The 17874-nt window shown below is 49.7% G+C and carries 16 protein-coding genes; 15 read left to right on the forward strand and 1 reads right to left on the reverse strand.

Features of this window, described 5'->3' with window-relative positions; translation table 11 throughout:
* Positions 1-66 precede the first annotated feature (66 nt).
* The 13 genes from dnaJ to ACFVRY_RS12565 all read left to right on the forward strand — a co-directional run bounded on the left by dnaJ (position 67) and on the right by ACFVRY_RS12565 (position 13309).
* Positions 67-1191, forward strand: coding sequence for a molecular chaperone DnaJ (dnaJ, locus tag ACFVRY_RS12505; protein ID WP_387500531.1), 1125 nt, complete (start codon positions 67-69; stop codon positions 1189-1191).
* 149 nt (positions 1192-1340) lie between these two features.
* The gene (locus ACFVRY_RS12510; RefSeq protein ID WP_387500959.1) at positions 1341-1700 is read left to right on the forward strand and encodes a hypothetical protein; all 360 of its coding nucleotides are present in this window, start codon (positions 1341-1343) and stop codon (positions 1698-1700) included.
* A 44-nt stretch (positions 1701-1744) separates the two neighbouring features.
* Positions 1745-1924 carry a YfhD family protein gene (locus tag ACFVRY_RS12515; RefSeq protein WP_066364322.1) on the forward strand — a complete coding sequence of 60 codons (180 nt, stop codon included), beginning with the start codon at positions 1745-1747 and terminating at the stop codon, positions 1922-1924.
* Between the two features lie 104 nt (positions 1925-2028).
* Positions 2029-2718, forward strand: coding sequence for a 4'-phosphopantetheinyl transferase family protein (locus tag ACFVRY_RS12520; RefSeq protein ID WP_387500532.1), 690 nt, complete (start codon positions 2029-2031; stop codon positions 2716-2718).
* 176 nt (positions 2719-2894) lie between these two features.
* Positions 2895-3269 (forward strand): hypothetical protein, encoded by a 375-nt coding sequence (locus ACFVRY_RS12525; protein ID WP_387500533.1) that lies wholly within the window; start codon positions 2895-2897, stop codon positions 3267-3269.
* Between the two features lie 249 nt (positions 3270-3518).
* On the forward strand, positions 3519-4079 hold the full coding sequence (locus ACFVRY_RS12530; protein WP_387500534.1) for an RNA polymerase sigma factor: 561 nt from the start codon (positions 3519-3521) through the stop codon (positions 4077-4079).
* A complete protein-coding gene (locus ACFVRY_RS12535; RefSeq protein WP_387500535.1) occupies positions 4039-5700 on the forward strand; it encodes a DUF4179 domain-containing protein in 1662 nt (553 codons plus the stop codon). Before ACFVRY_RS12530 ends, ACFVRY_RS12535 begins: the two co-directional genes overlap by 41 nt.
* Before the next feature lie 394 nt (positions 5701-6094).
* Positions 6095-6658, forward strand: a complete 564-nt coding sequence (locus ACFVRY_RS12540) for a DNA-3-methyladenine glycosylase I (RefSeq protein ID WP_387500536.1) — start codon at positions 6095-6097, stop codon at positions 6656-6658.
* Between the two features lie 86 nt (positions 6659-6744).
* Entirely contained in the window at positions 6745-7797 is a 1053-nt protein-coding gene (gene prmA, locus ACFVRY_RS12545) for a 50S ribosomal protein L11 methyltransferase (RefSeq protein WP_387500538.1), read from the forward strand.
* A gap of 2 nt (positions 7798-7799) precedes the next feature.
* Positions 7800-8483: a site-2 protease family protein gene (locus ACFVRY_RS12550; RefSeq protein ID WP_387500539.1), complete on the forward strand. Its 684-nt coding sequence runs from the start codon at positions 7800-7802 to the stop codon at positions 8481-8483.
* Between the two features lie 158 nt (positions 8484-8641).
* Positions 8642-9406: an RsmE family RNA methyltransferase gene (locus ACFVRY_RS12555; protein WP_387500540.1), complete on the forward strand. Its 765-nt coding sequence runs from the start codon at positions 8642-8644 to the stop codon at positions 9404-9406.
* A 3-nt stretch (positions 9407-9409) separates the two neighbouring features.
* Positions 9410-10744, forward strand: a complete 1335-nt coding sequence (gene mtaB, locus ACFVRY_RS12560) for a tRNA (N(6)-L-threonylcarbamoyladenosine(37)-C(2))-methylthiotransferase MtaB (RefSeq protein ID WP_387500541.1) — start codon at positions 9410-9412, stop codon at positions 10742-10744.
* A gap of 330 nt (positions 10745-11074) precedes the next feature.
* Complete coding sequence (locus ACFVRY_RS12565; RefSeq protein WP_387500960.1) at positions 11075-13309, forward strand: translocation/assembly module TamB domain-containing protein; 2235 nt, start codon at positions 11075-11077, stop codon at positions 13307-13309.
* A gap of 186 nt (positions 13310-13495) precedes the next feature.
* Here ACFVRY_RS12565 and ACFVRY_RS12570 read toward each other — a convergent pair whose 3' ends face one another.
* The gene (locus ACFVRY_RS12570; RefSeq protein ID WP_387500542.1) at positions 13496-14482 is read right to left on the reverse strand and encodes a Na/Pi cotransporter family protein; all 987 of its coding nucleotides are present in this window, start codon (positions 14480-14482) and stop codon (positions 13496-13498) included.
* A gap of 93 nt (positions 14483-14575) precedes the next feature.
* On the opposite strand from ACFVRY_RS12570, the gene ACFVRY_RS12575 reads away from it, so the two are divergent.
* Together ACFVRY_RS12575 and ACFVRY_RS12580 are read left to right on the forward strand one after the other, a co-directional pair.
* A complete protein-coding gene (locus ACFVRY_RS12575; RefSeq protein WP_387500543.1) occupies positions 14576-15976 on the forward strand; it encodes a class I SAM-dependent rRNA methyltransferase in 1401 nt (466 codons plus the stop codon).
* 730 nt (positions 15977-16706) lie between these two features.
* Positions 16707-17777, forward strand: a complete 1071-nt coding sequence (locus ACFVRY_RS12580) for a helix-turn-helix domain-containing protein (protein WP_387500544.1) — start codon at positions 16707-16709, stop codon at positions 17775-17777.
* Positions 17778-17874: the final 97 nt, after the last annotated feature.

A 17874-nucleotide genomic window follows, 5' to 3' on the forward strand; every position in this document is an offset into this window, starting at 1 on the left:
CCGTCTGAACAGATAGAGGAATAGAATTAATTGTTGGGCGGAATCAGAGGTACGGAGGTGAATGCATTGGCAGATAAACGCGATTATTATGAAGTACTGGGCCTTGGAAGAGATGCTTCAGACGACGAGGTCAAGAAAGCCTATCGTAAGCTGGCCCGCCAGTATCACCCGGACGTGAACAAAGCCAGCGATGCCGAGGCTAAATTCAAGGAAGTGAAGGAAGCCTATGACGTTCTGAGTGATGGTCAGCAGCGTGCAAGATATGACCAGTACGGCCATATCGACCCTAACCAGGGTATGGGTGGTGGCGGCTTCGGCGGTGGTGGAGACTTCGGAGGTCTAGGCGATATCTTCGATATGTTCTTCGGTGGCGGCGGACGTCGTGATCCTAACGCCCCGCAGCGCGGCGGTGATTTGCAGTATACAATGACCATTGAGTTCAAGGAAGCGGTGTTTGGCAAAGAAACCGACATCACAATTCCGCGTACCGAGAACTGCGACACCTGCTTTGGCTCCGGTGCTAAGGCGGGTACAAAGCCTGAGACTTGTTCGGTCTGCCGCGGTAGCGGTCAGCAGGAGTTCGTACAGAATACGCCACTCGGTCAAATGCGCAACCGTCGTCCATGCTCGAATTGTAGCGGGACCGGTAAAGTCATTAAAGAGAAATGTACCACTTGCGCCGGCAACGGTAAGGTGAAGAAGCAGCGCAAGATTCATGTTCGCATTCCAGCTGGTGTCGATGACGGCGCACAACTGCGTATGACTGGTGAAGGTGAAGGCGGTTTACGCGGCGGCCCTGCGGGCGACCTGTACATTGTTATCCGTGTGAAGCCGCATGATTTCTTTGAGCGCGAGAATGATGATATTCTGTGCGAGGTACCGCTTACCTTTGCTCAGGCAGCACTCGGTGACGAGATTGAGATCCCGACTTTGACTGAGAAAGTTAAGCTCAAGATCCCAGCTGGGACGCAAACGGGTACTTTCTTCCGTCTGAAGGGCAAGGGTGTACCACGCTTGCGTGGTAACGGCCAGGGTGATCAGCATGTCAGAGTCATCGTAGTCACGCCAAGCAAGCTGAGTGAAGAGCAGAAAGACTTGCTGCGCCAGTTCGCGTCCCACAACGGGGAGAATACGCATGAGCAGGAGCAATCCTTCTTTGACCGTATGAAGCGCGCGTTCCGCGGGGACTGATGCATATTTGCTCTATAGGCAGCAGGCCGGAGGTTATCCTCCGGCCTGCTGTTTTTTTGTATTGGAATAGAAGCATAAACTCAGGGGAGTTAAGACAATATAACCTTAGCAGCATGCGGAGCTTGATTACAATGGAAAGCGGGGATATCATGCCGGAACGTTTTATTTTGTCCTATTTTAAAAGCCCGGAGGAAGCTGAGGGGGTCTCCAGAAAGTTGCAAGCGCTGCGGGTAGTTGAGCTCTCGATCGACCGCTTTAGCAAATATGGTGGAAACGGTCCGGTCCAAAGCATTAATCCGGTCACTGGGAATATTGCCGGCATGGCTTCAATGACCGCCGACCGTAACCATACCGGCATCCTTGCAGCAGCGGATACCAGTGCCAGCGGAATGAGCCACGGGGGGGATGGCGGTCCCACGGGCAGAGATATTTTATTGACCGTAGTGGTGGAATCGGACTCGTATGACAGAGCGCTACGTCTGATTGAGGAAGCTGGCGGCTTTATCTAAACGATAGGTAGCATGACTAAATCTGAAAGGAGTGTGAGGCCAAGATGGATAGAGAGAACTCCAAAATTTTCTCCAAGACAGAGAAGCAGAAGATGTTGTACGAAGCCAAAGCGGAGGATGTTGAATTCTCAGCAGCAGAAGCAGATCATGATGATTTGGAAGCTCAGGAGCGATCGTTGGAAGCTGATAAGCGGCAACTGCACGAGATTTTGAAGAAAAAGTAAAAGAAAATATTAGAAATTGCCCCACTTGATGGGGCTTTTTTGCGTGTTAGGGGTGTATAATCAAAAGGAGTAGTGCTCAATAAACATAAAGCTGGGTGATGATATTGTCGCAAATTGTAGTATTGGAAATTCCCGGTAAGCTAGACAGTAATACATATGAATTCTGGAAGTCCAAGGTTTCGGTGCAACGCCGTAATGGGATCGGCAGATTCTTGCGTCTTGAGGATGCTTACCGCTCCCTGTTTGGAGAAATTCTGGTTCGGACATTGATTCGCCAGGAACGGGGTATTCCCAATCAGGAAATTCATTTTCAGAAGAATGAGTATGGAAAGCCACATCTGGAAGGCGAAGAGAGTTTTTCCTTCAATGTCTCTCATTCGGGTAAGTGGGTGTCCTTGATTTATGGAACAGGCAGACTTGGAGTGGATATCGAAGAGATCCGGCCCATCGACTTGACTATCGCGGAACGTTTCTTCTCAGACGAGGAATATGAGGATTTAATGTTGCGGCCGGAGGAAGCGCGGACCGATTATTTTTACGAGATATGGACGTTGAAGGAGGCTTATGTAAAAGCGCTCGGCAGCGGGCTATCCCACCCCTTGACCTCATTCTCTGTACGCAAGCACCCTGATGGCTCAGCCCGACTCTCGCCTGACGCTGGGACTTACTATTTCAAAACCTATGATATTAACAGTGCTTATAAGTTTTCCGCCTGCTCCAGTCAGGAAGATCTGCCGGATCAGTTCGTCCTTCAGGATATCCAGAAACTTCAGCAGTTCTGGTTGAATGATTGAATTCGCTTTCATATTTGATTTTGAAAATTAAAGGACATTTCATTACGCATGAAATCATGACCCGGAACAAGTTTGAGAAATCGATTGAGGGTTGGATTGAAAAGTATGGTCTTCCTGGTTAGCGTGTCGCATCCCTTGCTATCAGAGAATTTGTTGCAGAATCTGGAGGAGAGACAATGGACAACATCATATTATGGGGCGGACTCGTGCTGGTGATCGCACTACTCACCTATCTTAATCAGAAGCAGCGCTATTCTTCCAGCGTCAAGCTTGCCTACCGTGAACTGCGTGAGCTGGCGCAAAAGATTGGCGATGGTCAATCCTCTAACGCTGATCTTAGCCGCTGGGAAGAGGCTTTGGCGGAGCTGGAGAATCATCCCAATGAGTTCAACAAGCTGGAAAATGAGCTAGGGCTACGGAGTACGTTCGCTTCTTACTTGGAGCAGCATTATCCGCAGGATACCAGACTTCCGGCATTGCAGGGGGCAGCTGCGTACCGCAAGGACAGTGTCTGGGGAATCAGGATCGGCGATTACAACTCCAAGAAATAAATGGTGAATGCTGTGGCATACATATTCGAACCGATGGAGGACAAGCAGAGCGCTTGCCCTCTTTGTTTTAAAATATAAGAATTTTTATGTTTTACACTATAAATCATTCTTGTATTTCTCGCTGAAACGGATACCGTCCCGTAGAGGACGGCAAAGCCGTTTCTACTTGTTTCTTTGCATATTCTGAGTGAACCTTTTGGGCGGTTCAATTGTTATATAGATATCCGAGACGAGAGAGGAGGGGGAACATTGGAGAGCAATCGGGAGCTATTCGAAGCCTTTAACAGGGATGTGTATCGAACCTGCTACTACATGGTGCATAATGCGGCAGATGCGGAGGACCTGACACAGGAAGTATTCATTACAGTCTTCCGCAGCAATCGGGAACATATCGAGCATTTACGGGCCTGGATCATGAAAATAACAGTCAACCATTGTCTGAATCACTTGCGACGACGGCGCAGCCTGAATGAGAAGGTTGCAGATCACCCATATTTGTTTACAGGCAATGAAGAGAAGCCTGTAGACCGGCTGGCGGAGGAACGGGAATCCACAGTGGAATGGGCAGGGTATATGAAGCGTCTGCCTGACAAAATCAGGGCAGTAGTGACACTGCGTTACATGCATGATTTCAGTCTAACAGAGATTTCTGGCTTGTTGTCGATCCCCTTGGGAACGACGAAATCCAGACTGCACAAGGGACTGCGATTAATGAAAGGCATTCTGCTGGAAGCAGGGGTGCACACCCAAGACAGGGAGGAAGAAGCTTATGGACAAAATAGAGCCTACGCTAAAGCGTCAATTAAATAAGGATGAGAACGTGCCTTATCCTGATTTTGAGAACATGTGGAGCAGGATGGAGGAAGCAGGGCATACCTCAGCCGTGGTGGATTCTATACCGGCCCGTGTATCTACACGCCGCCACAAAAGCTGGCGCAGAATTGCAATGGCTGCTTCCCTCAGTGCACTGCTTGCCGCAGCTCCAGTGTATGCCGCCATTCATTATGATTGGGGCAACCTGTTGCAGGACAAAGGGGGACTTCAGGCCGTTCTGGATCAGAATAGGGGTCAGTCACTGGGGCAGACGATCAGCAGGGACGGTGTTACGCTAACACTTCGCACGGCGATTGTGGATGAGAACCGGACGGTCATCTTGTACAACTTGGATGTGGGGAAACGAGTGGATACCGAGTTCTGGGATCTTAAGGACTTGAGCCTGAAGGATGAGCATGGAAAGAATAGCGAAGGAGAATTTAGCTATCTGCAGTGGGATGAGAAGAATCAGAGATATAACGGTTATTTCGAGAGTGATTGGTCCCCGCAGCAGGAGACGGCGAAGGTTACGCTGACAGCGGATATTCTTCAGTTGTACAGTCAGCAGGAAGAAAACTTGCAACTGGATAGTAGTTCCGAGCAGGTACAGAGCTTCCAGATCGGCAAGGACGGCCTGCAAAAGATCGAGGTCAAGGCTTTCAAGCAAAGCGTGGATAAAATACTTTTCTCCTCGGCGATTACTTTCGATCAGACTGAAGCCAAAGCCTGGGCTTTTCCGCAGATTACGCCAGTTGTCCAAGGAAAGACGCTGCACGCACTGTCTGGAAGTACCTACGGTCAGCCGGGGGATCATGGCGAATATACAACCCAGCAATATTTTAAACGTAGTGACTTGCCTGCGGGACAGACGACCTACAAACTGCAATATACCAAGGTGGAAAAAAATATAGACGGACCTTGGAAATTTGACCTGCAGTTGAGTAAAAAGCAAATGGAGAGCGGAACGATCAAGACGGCGCTGAATCTTCCGCTAGAATCTGGCGATGACAATCATATCATTGAGAAAATGGTGGTGACTCCTACCCAAATCCGGGTGGCCGTACGATCTAAGGTCAAAGGGTTCGCGGATATACCGTATCAAAAAATCTCTCTTGAAGTCAATGGACGGACTCTTGAAGGCGGGTTGTACCGTTCGCCCAAGGATGATCCCTACTTGCGTAGCTACAAGTTCGAGTTGCCTTCGGATCTGGTAATTACCAAGGAGACACCGATTACTTTTGTAGGAAAATATAAAGTTACGACCCATCAAGATGACAAAATACCGGTTCTCTTGACTGACATCTCCAATAAAAAGCAGACGTTGAACAGTGAGGTTGGCGGTTATCCCGTTCATTGGACGTACTACATGCAGGGTGAGGACTTGTATGTGGAGACCGGAAGTGAGGATGCTCATTTTGGCGGTATTAACCAGACCCATATTAATCTTGGCGCCGATAGAATTATAGGCAAACCGGTAACAGTCAACTTTTCCGGTGATGGCAATAATAAGGCTATTGATGTCTATAAGGGTTTTAAAGAGAAGGAAGCCTCTCTCTATATGTTCTACTACACGACCGACGATCCGGACAAAGAGACCCGGGTGCAGCTGCAGCCTTAGTGCGGGCCGTTGAATAGATTGAACTAAAAATTATCACAAGGGGAGAGGAATGTAGGGGAATTTTGGAACTGTAGGAGCGTTAGCGTCCGCCTGAAAGCTTTCCGCAGGAAAGCTCGCATCGGAAGCATAAGCTCTCCGGATTTTATCCGCGAATAGCGGTATAATCCCAAGAAATCTGGAGACAACAGCGGCCGGAAGTCCAAACATTTTTCGCAATGATGACCTTAGCCCATGTAAAAATTCTAAGTTTAATCTATATATTAACCTTATTTTAATGGGGAGAACCTTGTGTTCTTCCCTTTTTTTCGTATACATTAAGAAGACGTTGCCAAGGCAGGGCAAAAGAAGGAGTCTATGAGACACCACGATATTAAAGAGAGAGAGAGAGGAGGAGATGACGATTAAAAGATGTGATTGGGTCACCGCTGATCCCTTGTATATCGCTTATCATGATACGGAATGGGGACAACCCTTGTATGACGATAGGGCGTTGTTCGAACTGTTGATGCTGGAGGGAATGCAGGCAGGGCTAAGCTGGTTTACGGTGCTGCAAAAGCGGGAGCGCTTCAGGACAGTGTTTGACGGTTTCGATCCTGAGAAGATTATCGCTTATGATGAGTCGAAAATCGCCGAGCTGATGCAGGATGCCGGGATTATCCGCAATCGGTTGAAGATTCTATCCGTGATCAATAATGCGCGTGTGTATCAGGAGATTAGCCGGGAGGAAGGCAGCTTTTCAAGTTATGTATGGAGCTTTGTCGGCGGAACGCCCGTCCTGAATCACTGGAAGAGCAGGGCAGAAGTGCCTGCCAGCACCCCGCAATCTGATGACATGAGCAGTGCGCTGAAGAAGAAGGGCATGAAATTCGTCGGCACCACCATTTGTTATGCCTTTATGCAGGCTTCCGGCATGGTGAATGACCATACCCTGGACTGTTTCTGCAGGAGTCAAGGTTAAGCGTGTCTATGCGTGCAGTTTGGCGCTCAGGCAAGGAGAAATGTTATACTGGTAATGTTCGCAAATTTAAGGAGGATTCCAACAAGATGTTATGGCATGAAGTAACGATACATACAACCGAAGAAGCGCAAGAAATGATATCTAATTTTTTATATGAAGCAGGCGCTGGCGGTGTTTCCATCGAGGAATCCGGCATACTGGGCAAAGTGCGGGATACCCGTTACGGCGAACTGTATGATGAGCCGCTGAATGATATCCCCGAAGGGGAAGCAGTAATTAAAGGGTACTATGCAGAATCTGTGGACATGGATGGAGTGATTGCAGAGTTGACTCCCCGTGTAGAGGAACTGCGGGAATATGGCATTGATCCGGGCAAGGCTCTAATCTCCTGGAAAACTGTGGATGAAGAAGAATGGGCGCATGCCTGGAAAGAGTATTTCAAGCCACTGCGCGTATCGGAGCGCTTGACCATCAAACCGACGTGGGAAGAGTATACACCAGAAAGCCCGAACGAAAAGATCATTGAGTTGGATCCTGGTATGGCCTTTGGTACGGGCACACATCCCACGACAGCTTTATGCTTGCGGGCGCTGGAGAAGAATATCACCGGCGGTGAAGAAGTCATTGATGTCGGCACCGGGTCCGGCATTTTGGCTGTTGGCGCGATGCTGCTGGGCGCAGGTTCTGTGCTGGCGCTGGATCTTGATCCCGTTGCCGTGGAGAGCGCGGTGGAGAATGTGGCGCTAAATCGGCTTGAACAGTTCATTACTGTAAAAGAAAGCGACTTGCTGTCGCTGCTGGGCGGCGAAAAGGCCGCTGATACAGCGGCGGGAGATATGTGGCCATCGGCAAGACCAGAAGCCAATGCCTCTGTACAGTCTAAAGCTAATCCTGCCGGTGACAGTCTTGGCGTTACGCTGCCAGTGCAAATTGTGGTAGCTAACATTCTCGCAGAGATTATCGTGCTGTTCACAGATGATGTTTACCGGGCGCTGAAGCCGGGCGGCATCTACATTACCTCCGGCATTTATAAGGACAAGGAAGGTCTGGTGTCGCAGGCACTGACGGCCTCCGGCTTTGAGATTATCGAAATTACCCGTGAAGAAGATTGGGTGGCATTTACAGCCGGAAAGAGGTAAAGATGGATTTTTTGCGAAATTTTATTAGTATACCGCTTGAACAGTTACCGTTTTTTTTGATCACACTATTGATCGCATTTACCGTGCATGAATTTGCACATGCTTATTTTGCGAATAAATTCGGCGATCCCACAGCACGGCTACTGGGACGGATGACGCTGAACCCTGCCGTTCATTTTGATTTCCTGGGTGTTATTTTGATGTTGTTGGTCGGTTTCGGTTGGGCGCGGCCCGTTCCGGTTAATCGGGACAACTTCAAAAACCCCCGCCTGATGGGGATTATTGTGTCTATTGCAGGACCAATCAGTAACTTGTTACTGGCGATTCTCGGAACGTTGATCTACGCGGCGCTTCTGGCGACGGGTACGATCGAAGCTATTACCAATGTCCGGTTGCTTCAGGCCGTGTATTTGTTCTTCGGCATGTTCATTCAGTGGAACTTCTTCTTGTTCCTGTTCAACCTGATTCCGCTGCCACCACTGGACGGCTACCGGATTGTAGAAGATCTGGCCCCACGTTCGATCCGCGGGCGGCTGCAGCAGTATGAGCAGTGGGGAAGCCTGATTTTCCTGCTGATTCTATTTATTCCGGCATTGAGAGTGTACACGATTACTCCGCTGCATATTTGGGGAGATCAAATGACTCGAGGTTTTCTAAAAATGTTCCTCTGGATGTTCGGCAGTTAAAGCCGGGCAATAAGGCTGGTCACAGCATGGCAAAAGTTGTATGATGGTTTTTGGTGTAAAGAAGGCATATCATATGTTGCGCCGGATGGCGGGGGCTGGCCTGTAGAGGCAGAACTTGCGTCCCCCGGCGCCTGAATAACGAACAGGATGTTGATACGATGCAGCGATATTTTGTGATACCGGAGCAGTTTAGCGGCGATACCGTAACTATCGGCGGCGAGGATGCTCGCCATATCGCCAAGGTCATGCGCGGCAAGGAAGGGGACAAGCTGATTGTCAGCGATGGGTCCTCCCGTGAAGCCTTGGTTGAAATTGTTCAGATTGAAATTGGAGAAGTTACAGCGAATGTAGTGGAAGTCCTGGAGATGACGCATGAACCGCGCGTCAAGATCACAGTAGCCCAAAGCCTTCCTAAAGGCGACAAGATGGAGACTGTGATCCAGAAATGTACTGAGATCGGTGCCGTGTCCTTTCAGCCGTTCCTGTCAGAGCGCACCATTGTGCAGTATGACGAACGTAAGGAAGGCAAACGGTTGGAACGGTGGCGCAAAATCTGTAAGGAAGCCGCAGAGCAGGCCCACCGGAACATCATCCCTCCGGTAGAGCCTCCGATATCGTGGAAGCTTTTGCTGCAATCGTTTGCGGAATATGATGCCGTGTATTTTTGCTATGAGAAGGAAGAGGGCCTGCAACTGCGTAGCGCCGCGGGTCCAAAGCTTGAAGCCTTGAAGGACCAGTCTACTGTCAAAATAATGGTGGTAGTTGGACCTGAGGGTGGCTTTACAGTCGATGAGGCCGCGAAAGCAGAGGCAGCCGGAGCCGTGCCTGTGGGTCTTGGACGACGCATCCTGCGCTGTGAGACGGCAGGAATGGTAGCTGCAGCATGCCTGTTATATGAATCTGGAGAAATGGGGGGAGCTTAAGAGATGTCATCCGTAGCGTTTTATACGTTGGGTTGCAAAGTTAATTTCTATGATACCGAAGCCATCTGGCAGCTGTTCAAAAATGAAGGTTACGAGCAGGTGGATTTCGAGAGTACCGCCGATGTGTATCTGATCAATACTTGTACTGTCACCAATACTGGTGATAAGAAGAGCCGCCAGATGATCCGCCGCGCTGTACGCCGCAACCCTGAGGCTATCGTAGCCGTTACGGGCTGCTATGCGCAGACGTCCCCAGGGGAGATTCTTGATATTCCGGGTGTCGATCTAGTTATCGGTAACCAGGACAGGGATCAGATCATGACGCATGTGAAGAATATTCTGCAGTCGCGCCAGCCGGTGAATGCGGTTCGCAATATCATGAAGACCCGTGAGTTTGAGGAAATGGACGTACCGGCCTTTGCTGACCGGACACGGGCGTTCCTGAAGATTCAAGACGGGTGCAATAACTTCTGCACCTTCTGTATAATTCCTTGGTCGCGCGGACTGTCGCGCAGCCGTGATCCGAAGAGCATTGTCACTCAGGCACATCAGCTTGTGGAATCCGGTTACAAAGAATTCGTACTGACCGGTATTCATACCGGAGGCTATGGGGATGACCTCGACAACTATCGTCTATCCGATCTGCTCTGGGAGCTGGACAAGGTAGATGGACTGGAGCGCGTACGGATTTCTTCCATTGAAGCCAGTCAAATTGACGAGAAGCTGCTTGAAGTGCTGAACCGTTCCTCCAAAATGTGCCGTCATCTGCACATCCCGCTGCAAGCCGGACATAACCATGTGCTGAAGACGATGCGCCGGAAGTATACAACCGAAGAATACTACGCCAAAATGCAGCTGATTCGTCAGGCCATGCCGGATGTCGGTATTACAACTGATGTCATTGTTGGATTCCCGGGAGAAACCGATGAAATGTTCCGTGCCGGCTATGATTTCATGAAGGCGGTCAATTTCTCGGAAATGCACGTATTCCCTTACTCCAAACGGACAGGTACACCAGCTGCCCGCATGGATAATCAGGTGGATGAAGAGATCAAGAATGCCCGTGTGCAGGAACTGATTGACTTATCCGAGGAAATGCAACTGGCGTACGCACAGAAGTTTGTTGGCCAGACGCTGAATGTGATTCCCGAGCGGTCTGCGAAGGATGCTCCAGGCCGGAGTACACAGCATGGTTTCAGCGACAATTATTTGCAGGTCTTCTTTGAAGGCGATGATTCCCTGCAAGGTGAGCTATGCCAGGTGAAAATCACGCAAGCAGGCGTCAATGAATGCCGCGGCGAGTTGGCTTCAGTGAAACAGGCCAGCCTATCTTTCTAAAATTTGTAGAAACAAAAGCCAAACAGTCATTCCCTAGTTTATTTTGGAGTGGCTGCTTGGCTTTTTTATGTTCTTGGCTCCCCTCAGTAAATTAGGTAGCGGTGTAAGCGAAACGTCTTTTGAAGAAGGAATCACATTCGGTAGTGAAATTTCGCATAAGGCGTTGGCACTGCTTTTAATGGAAATTTTATAGTCATAAAGTCCTGAATTGTGAATTTAAGCCCCCTTAATTTCAGAAAGAGTAAACACTTCGATGCAAAATGTCGATAGTAGTGGAAGAGTGTGGGAATGTACCCTCCCAGGACAACATCAGAATGAAGGAGAGAAATGATGACTGTGAACAGGAAAATGACGAAGTTGCTTCTCATCATAACACTGCTGGCTACCGTAGTATTTCCGGGAAGTGTCTTTGCTGAAAAGGGAGATATCAACTCGATAGAGTTTGAGAGTTCAGCCAAATTGGATCTCGTAGTCGGCCAGACACCGAAACAATTGAAGGTGTTCGCCAATGTAGAGGGCTCTTCTTCCAAGAGAGACGTAACGGGTGCGGTGACCTGGAAATCTTCCAATACCACTGCTGTACAAGTTATGAACGGCCTTTTGACACCGCTTGACAGTGGCACAGCCATTATTACGGCTACTTATAATAGTATGCTTACTACAATTGAAGTTTCTGTGACTCATCCATTTAAAGACCTGAAGATTGAACATAAAGAGGGCAACTACAAGCTGGGAGACAGCGAAGAGAAGCGGGCAATCAAAGCAACGGTGCTCGGTGGAAAGTCGATTACCGAAGCGACTGATGTTACAAAAGATGTTGAATGGTCCAGCTCTGATACCAGTGTATTGACGATATCGGACGGTAAAGTCAATCTTCTTAAAGAAGGTAAGGTAACGATTACTGCGAAATACAAAGGCCTGACGGCTACATATAAGACTGAAGTTGAAGTTGCTTTTACCGAGATTGAGATCAAGCAGAACGGCAAAGTGGTCAAGGATGTTGAGACCCTGCCCGGAGACAATCCTATCAAATTAACGGCTTTCAGCAAACCGGCTTCGGTGTCGGATTCGGAAGATTTAACTACCAAGGGAGACTGGAGTTCCTCCAATCCGGCTGTAGCTACAGTTAAGGACGGGGAACTCAAGATTCTGGCCATAGGCAAAACGGTGGTTACGATCACAAATCTGGGCGTCAAAGCCTCCGTAGACGTCTATGTTCGCTCGCCTTATGAAGCGCTTCTGCTGACACCTGCCAAGGATCAGACGCTGTTCATGGGCGAAGTGCTGGATGTGAAAGCAGAGGTAAGAGATGCGGTCAACTCCATTCCGAATGTATCCCAGAACACTACCTGGACATCCAGCGACCAACTGGTGGCTACAGCCAAAGCAGAAGCAGACGCTGCGGACATTACGGCTAAGGGTGTGGGAGACGCTACAATCAAAGCCGAGTACAGAGGAATCAGCAGAGACATCAAGGTAAAGGTGCTGCCAACCATCACATCTATCGAAGTTGAGAAGGCAGAGAATGAAAAGTCCGAGAAGGAAATGTTCAAAGGCGATACGTTGAGCTTGCCCAAGGTAAACGGCACCAAATTTGACGGCTCCAAGCTTGATCTGAGCCAGGAGATGGAGTGGACGTCCGGCAATGCAGAGATCGCTCTGATCAAGGACGGCAAGATTGAAGGTAAATCTGCAGGTACTGTCACTCTGACTGGTAAAATTAAAGAGGGCGGCGCCACCGCGTCCAAAGCGGATATCCGCAACAAGAGCGTGGAACTGAAGCTTACCGTTCAGGATAAAGTACTGGTACTGATCGGACCTGAGGACAACTTTGTAGTGGTCACCGGTGAAGAGAAGGCTGTGCCTTCGGTAAGAGCGGTTATGGAGAACGGTGACGAGCGTGAGACCTCAGATAAGATCAAGTGGGAGATTACGGGCACGAATGCCGTACTCAAGACAAGTGCAAGCGGTCAAACCATTAAAGGACTCACTAAAGGCAGTGCGAGCCTGAAAGGGACGTATGCTAACAAGACTATTACAATCCCGGTAACCATCGAACAGAAGATCACCAAGATTGTAGTGGAGCCGGCTTCACTGGAAATGAACATCAAGAACAGTAAGACAGTTAAGGTCACGGCTTATTATTCCAACGGAAAAACAGGCAATCTGTCCAGCAGCATCAAATGGGAATCCAGCAATCCTGCAGCGGCTACGGTGAATGGTTCTTCCGTAAAAGCTGTAGGCGAAGGTACGACTACATTGAAAGGCTCCTATCAAGGCATTGATATCAGTCTGAAAGTCAACGTGATTCCCAAGCTGAGCAAGCTGACAGTTAATGAAACTCGCCTCCAACTGGCTCCAGGAGCTAAGCAGACGGTGGTGGTTACAGCTCTGTATGATACCGGTAAAACAGTTGATGTGACAGGTCTTGTAACCTGGACCAACTCGAAGCCATCGGTTGCAAAATGGTCGATTGGTAGCATTACAGGGGTGGCGAAGGGATCGACATCCTTTAAAGGCAAATTCGACGGTAAGACTGTATCGGTCTCTGTCACAGTCAAGTAATTGCAGCATTATGCTAAAAATAGTTGGAAGATGGAAAGAACTGCAAGCCTGACTATCGGGCCTTTGCAGTTCTTTTTTTATGACATGCATCTTTTCTTCTTTGTATTAGATGAAACGGCCCAATTGAAGTATAATAGTACAGCGACAGCAGAAGTGCCGGTAAGGTGTATGCCATGGAAGCGCATGTTAGGACTGGAACCGGGTCTCCAGCCTGGACCATAACTGCAGGTAGCACAGTGGCAAGACCAGTGCCGAGCAGACGATGTTGAAAATGGTCTGAGCGTGCGCAATCTGTGCGCCAGAACCTCCGCCAATCCAGGCGGAAAGACTTTGCAACGGGCCGATGAGCGGCAGGAACAGCAGTGCGCCGCCTACGTTGAGCGCCACATTCGTCCAGGCGACGAAGGTTCCGGCAATGGAACCCCCGATGGATGCGATCACGGCTGTGACGCATGTGCCGACATTCGCGCCCAGCACAATGGCAATCCCCACCTCAGTTGGCAAGGCCCCTGAGGTGGCAACGCCGATGGCCATGCCAATGACAGCAGCGCTGCTGTGTACAAGCGCGGTCAGGCAGGCACCGGCGACGATGCCCCAGAGGGCGCTTGTGGCTGCATGGTCCAGGAACCACCAGTACAAGCCGTTTTCCTGTAGCGCTGGGCCAATCGACTGCATGATTTTGATGCCCCACAGGACGAGTGAGAAACCGGCGATAGCCAGGCTAATGTATTGGAGCGGCGTGGATAATCGCTGGAGCGATGATGCTACAGGATGGTTAGGCGACAGCTCACCGAGGATAACCGCAGCACCCCATAGGCTGAGCGAGACGGCCAGCAGTGGCGAAGAATAGGAGCTGATCTGCAGTCCGATCAGTTCTGTAGTCAGGGAGGTGCCGATGTTGCTGCCGAGAATAATGCCCAGTGTGCGGGCATAGGTGAGCAGCCCGGCATTCACCATACCGATCGTCAGCACGGTGACGGCGGTGCTGCTCTGCAGCAGGGCGGACAGCAGACTACTGGCTATCATGCCTTTTAACGGTGTAGCCGTTGCTTTATTCAGGCCAGCCTTCAGCAGCGGACCGGCCAGTCGGGACAAGGACTTCTCCATCAGCTTCATACCGGCTAGAAAAATAACAAGACCATATATGACAGGGAACAACAGATCACGGATCATAACAACATGCTCCTTTGACTGGGGTTGTACACCAATATATGAAAGTAGCGCAGTGGACATGTATAAAACGATAAGATCAAGGAGTTGAAGTCATTGGCATCAGTAATTCTGGAACGTAGCCGTAAAAAAAGACTGGAGCAGGGCCATCCATGGGTATATGGCAGTGAAGTGGCCTCGGTGGAAGGAGAGCCACAAGCTGGCAGCTTGGTCGATATTATGAATCATCAGGGCCGGTTTCTGGCATCAGGGTACTATAACCCTGCATCGCAGATCCGGGTCCGGGTAGTGTCCCATCAGCATCTGGAAGAGATGGACACAGCGTTCTTCGTGGAGCGGTTCACGAACTGCCTGCGACATCGGAATCGCTTCCTCCCGGGCGCAGACGCGTACCGGTTGGTCTACGGCGAAGCCGATTTTCTGCCGGGACTGATTGTGGACCGGTTCGGAGACGTTCTGGTCGTGCAACTGCTGACGCTGGGCATGGACAAGCGGCGGGCAGAGATTGTAGAGGCGCTGGTGCAGGTGATGGCACCGCGCGGGATTTATGAGCGCAGCGACGTCAGCGTTCGCGAGCTGGAGGGGTTGGAGCAGGTAACCGGGCTTCTTTACGGGGAATGCCCCCGTCATGTGACGGTTACCGAGAATGGCCTGAAGCTGATCGTAGATATCGTGGAAGGCCAGAAGACAGGTTACTTCTTCGACCAGCGTGAGAACCGGGCCTCCATTGCACCGCTAATGACAGGCTGGGGGGAACGCAGCGGCATTACGCTGCAGGAGGTTGATGCAGAGGATGGCTCACGCCAAGTGTTGCCGGTTAACAAAAGCGGCAAGACAGTGACCTTCCCATACTGGGACGGCGCTACCGTATTAGAATGCTTCTCGCATACAGGAAGCTTTACCTTGCATGCCTGCAAATACGGCGCCAAGAAGGTGACCTGTCTTGACGTGTCCGCTCATGCTATTGAAAGCGCCAAGACCAACGTAGAGCTGAATGGATTCAGTGATCGGGTGGAATTCGTAGTCGACGATGCGTTCCAATACTTGCGCAATCAGGTGAAGGGGTTGGAAGAACGCTCCGAACGTGCTACCGCGGTAGCGGGGCAGGATTCTGGCGCCAAGGCAGCCAAGGCGGATACAGCCAAGCCGATGACCGCTGGCGGCGGACGGACCTTTGACGTGGTCATTCTGGACCCGCCTGCTTTTGCCAAGACAAGAAGTGCCGTAGCAGGAGCTTGCCGCGGATATAAGGACATTAACTTGCATGGCATGAAGCTGGTGAACGAGGGTGGATATCTGGTAACGGCAAGCTGCTCCTATCACATGCAGCCAGATTTGTTCCTGGAAACCATCGGGGAGGCAGCTAAGGATGCTGGTAAGGTACTCAGACTGGTCGAGTGGCGTGCTGCTGGCAAGGACCACCCGCAAATTCTCGGTGTGGATGAAGGACATTACCTGAAATTCGCGATCTTTGAAGTGCGGAGCAAGAGTAATTAAATCTCCCGTTAGGTACGCTGGATGTGCGAGCGAACCTAACATGTGAAAATGGAAGCTGCCCTCGTGGGCAGAATAAGAGTGTCGAGAACGTCTACGGACTTTTCGGCACTCTTATTTTTATGTGTGGAGACTTGCTTTGATTTGGTTTTATGTAAGACAAATTGTAAGTAAAGTAAAATAAAAGAAATTAACCAAGAGCTAGAAGAAACGAAAGGGAAGAGTTGGAGCTGTAGGAGCGAATGCACTCGCCTGAAAGCTTTCCGTAGGAAAGCCGGTATCGAAAGCATAAGCTTTAGACAGATTTCAACAGCAATATAGTGTGAACTTAAAAATCTAACGTCCTGGGTGGGTGAATTCCTCGTATACAAGGGCGTAACTTGGTGTACCTTGTGTATCCCGCGTTCGAGCTTAAGAGAAACTTTAATAACAGGAAAATATACCGTTAGATACTTACTTTCACTGTATTTTTCATGAATAGAGGGAATTTCTCCCGTTAAAAACCTCGTTTATCCCGCAATTAGCTAGTAATGAGGTGATTACAGGAGTTTTTCCAGTTGTTTGTAGAAAAGGAGCCGTTTTAATGAAAATAACATGAGTCATTCCCGTTATTCCAATCACCGCAGTGAAGACCAAGCCTTAAGTGAGAATCTTAAGTTCGTCTTATATGATTGATAATAATTCTCATTTGCGTATATAATGAACCCAAAGCAAGAGGAAGTGGGGCTAAGGGATGGAGCATAATGCGAATGTACACGACCATGAAAGAATAGATGCTAAAAAGACGCTTTCCTGCGAAGGGTTCAGTCATACTTACCGCCTTGACGGAGGACATTTCGAAATTAAGCCACCGGAAGAGATTGGGGCTGGGTCCTGCCGTAGTCTGCTCACCCGCGGTAATATTCAGATGACTAACTTCAGCCTTACTTTTAACAGGGACATACAGGCTAACGGAGAGTTCAACTCCCCGCGGACAGAGCTGGTGTTCTGTCTTGGGCACGGAATTGAATGGGGTACTTCGCTGAAGGGAGATAACTTTGGCATTGATACAGGGCAGAGCGCTCTGCTGTATGGTGGCGTACGGGCTGAGAATTGCCAGTATGTGCGGGATGCCAATTATCGTTTTCTCAGTATGGATATGAGCCCGGAGCAGTTCAAGCGGATGACGAGCGGGCTGACCGAGGATGAACGGCTCCGTTTTACCGGAAACGAGGCTGTGTTTTTCAACAAAAATAGAATTACGCCTGACATCCGGCTTGTTCTGTCGCAAATTTGGGAATGCCCCTATAGCGGAGGTGTTAGGGAGCTCTATTTGGAAGCGAAAATGCTGGAACTGTTCGCTGTTTACCTCAATGAATCGCTGTACGAAGTGGAGCGGATTCCGCAAACCGTTCGGCTATCCAGAGACGATATGGCCAGCTTGCAGCAGGCAAGGGAGATTTTACAGCGGGATTATATCGAGCCGCCGACATTAGCAGCACTGGCCCGGAACATCTGTCTCAATGAATTCAAGCTCAAAAAAGGATTTAAGGAGATGTTTGGTTATACCGTGCATGCTTATGTGATTGAACAGCGGATGCAGCAGGCACGTCATTTGCTGGAGCAAGGCAGCCTGACCGTAACGGAAGCTGCGTACCGGGTAGGGTACGGCAATGCCAGCCACTTTGCAGCAGCATTCCGCAAAAAATTCGGGGTTCGGCCTGGAGAATATGCCATTCGTTCCCGAGGTGCAGGTCCGAACAGGACGGAATGGATGGCTGACGATGATCAAAATGAGAATTTGCCCGGATTGCTCCCTTTTTGATTCATAATAATCCCGCAAGGAGTAGAGTTGGACAGCGATACTCCACTAATATAGTGCACAGAGAATGATTCTCAGTGCACTTTTTTTGCGCTTTTAA

This window comes from Paenibacillus sp. NPDC057934 (genome assembly GCF_042887565.1).
In the GTDB taxonomy this organism is placed as follows: domain Bacteria; phylum Bacillota; class Bacilli; order Paenibacillales; family Paenibacillaceae; genus Paenibacillus_AQ.